Raw genomic sequence first — 2,249 nt, forward strand, 5'->3', positions numbered from 1 at the left:
TAGAAAAGGCTAAGCAAGAATTTGAACAGCTTAAAAATCAAGTTGGTTCTGCAACTGGATCAACTGATGGTCACCGAGCTCAAAATCAAAGAGGCGGGGGAGCACAAGCTTGGCAAAAAGCTAAAGAATATGGTTTAAGTGTAAGTTATTCTAATGATGATGATACTAGTGATATGTCAAGTGGAATAATAGATAGTGCACTTCAAAAGATTGGAGAAGAACTTAAAGAACTTAAAAATAATGAGAATGAATGATTTAAAATAGAAGTCCAATGTATAGGAGTAACTTATGAATAAAAAAATAATAATATTTATCACTTGTGCTGTTTTTGCACTTATAATGTCATGTGATAATCATGTAAATTTAAAACAAGGCGTAGAAGGAAAGGTTAAGGGCTTTAGAGAAGGGATAGAAAAAAAAGTTAAACAAGGTATAAAACAAACAGAACAAAAAGTTAAGGGATTTTTAGAAAAAGAAGTAAAAGATATTTCAGATGAAATAGCAAAAAAATTACAAGAAGAAGAAAAAGATAAAAATAAGGAGAAAGAGAAAGAAGAACAAAACGAATTACGAGAACAACCAAAAGCACAAGAACAAAAAGTAGAAAAAGAACAAGAACGACAAGAATTGGGGCAGAACGAAAACCCTAATAACAGTAATCCGATAGTAAAGACAATGCAACAAAATGGTGGTCAACAAGAAGAACAAGGAAAAGAACAAAAAGTAGAACAACAAGGACAACAACAAGTAGTACAAAAAAAACAACAAGAAGAGCAAAAAGAGAATTTAAAAATACAAGTGCAAGTAAGTTCACAATCACAATTACAAACTGAAGATGAAGATGATGAAGAGCTTAAAAATAAAATAGAAGAGCTTAAAAATAAAATAGATGAAATAAGTAAGGGTATAGATGATATTAAACAAAAGAGTGGAGACCAAGTATTAGATCCTCAAAAAGAAGTTATAGATAAAGTTACAGGGCCTATACTCGACTATTTTACTAATAGTTCTAGAAATACTGAAAATGGTGCTCAAACTGACAAATCTATATATTATGATTGGGGTTTAACAGATGAAGATGATAGTGAAGAAGGATTACCAAAGTTATTAAAAGAATTGAAGGATACTAGGAGTAGTTTAAGGACTAAATTAAATGAAGGTAATAAACAACAAGTTGCGTTGCAACCAGATCCCAAATTAAAAGAAAATGTAAAAGTTAGCGAAATTGAATCAGATTTAGAGAAATTAAAATCAGAATTAGAAAAGGTTAAAAACTATCTTGAAGAAAAATCTAATTTTGAAACAATTAAAGGATATATCGATGCTGCTAATAGCAATAGGATTAAGGATGATGATGAATAAGATTTAGATTTAATTAAACTTTGTATACACAAAATAACAGCTAGCAATATTTGGTTAGTTGTTATTTTTTTGTAAATTGAATTATTACAGTGTTCAATTTAATTATATTTTTTACATTTTTTGTTAAAAAGTATTGTTTAAAATATTTTTTATTTTTATACTATCTATAGTTATGATGCATGATAATAAAGTTTCAGATTTTTATGATAATTCAGATAAGAAAGTAAAAAAAGAATTATTTAAAGTTTATAAAACTGATCAGTTAACTCAAAAGCGAAAAAAACAAATATACAATATTTATGAAGCAGTACAAGATTTAGAAACTGTAAAAATTTTTATTAAAAATATTCTGAAAAATGAATATATAATAAAAGAACGCGAAAATGCCCATGGAAATAGATTTGATTTTAGCTACAAAGAGGGGACATTAGAAGACTTTTTAGAGAAGCTAGGAGAAACAAAATTCTATACGTTTTTGTTATTTGTTTATGGTGTTATTTGTAAGATTAAACAATATCCAAAACAAAATCAAACGTTTTTTATGAATATTTTTGTAGATATATTATTTACTAGCATGCACAGCTATAATAGAGGAATTTTAACAAGTAATAAGTTTATAGAAAGAATGGAAGATTGTTTCAAGGTTGTATAGTCAAACTTTAATAAAAGCAAATAAATATTAAACATTCATCAATAGGCATAAAGAAATTAACAGTTTATGTTAATAAATTATTAAATTGCTTTACTATTTAGAGTAACAATTTGTTAATTTTGTTACTTTAAGGTAGTATCTTTGAAAAGAGTTAAAAGATCTTTTGATGATTATGTTGCATATTTTATAGAAGGAACTTTAAATGATGGAGAAATAGCAGCTAAACTAGGAGTTT

3 protein-coding genes and 1 pseudogene are annotated in these 2,249 nt (G+C 26.8%); all 4 read left to right on the forward strand.

Going from position 1 to position 2,249, the window contains the following annotated elements:
- Positions 1 to 254 (forward strand): annotated as a pseudogene (locus HNP68_RS06520) (ErpL protein); the annotation flags it as partial.
- A gap of 34 nt (positions 255 to 288) precedes the next feature.
- On the forward strand, positions 289 to 1,362 hold the full coding sequence (locus HNP68_RS06525; RefSeq protein WP_183221619.1) for a hypothetical protein: 1,074 nt from the start codon (positions 289 to 291) through the stop codon (positions 1,360 to 1,362).
- A 175-nt stretch (positions 1,363 to 1,537) separates the two neighbouring features.
- The gene (locus tag HNP68_RS06530) at positions 1,538 to 2,014 is read left to right on the forward strand and encodes a DUF643 domain-containing protein (protein ID WP_183221621.1); all 477 of its coding nucleotides are present in this window, start codon (positions 1,538 to 1,540) and stop codon (positions 2,012 to 2,014) included.
- A gap of 141 nt (positions 2,015 to 2,155) precedes the next feature.
- On the forward strand, positions 2,156 to 2,249 hold a 94-nt coding region (locus HNP68_RS06535; RefSeq protein WP_183221623.1), incomplete at its 3' end, for a DUF603 domain-containing protein.

This window comes from Borreliella yangtzensis (genome assembly GCF_014201775.1).
GTDB lineage: Bacteria > Spirochaetota > Spirochaetia > Borreliales > Borreliaceae > Borreliella > Borreliella yangtzensis.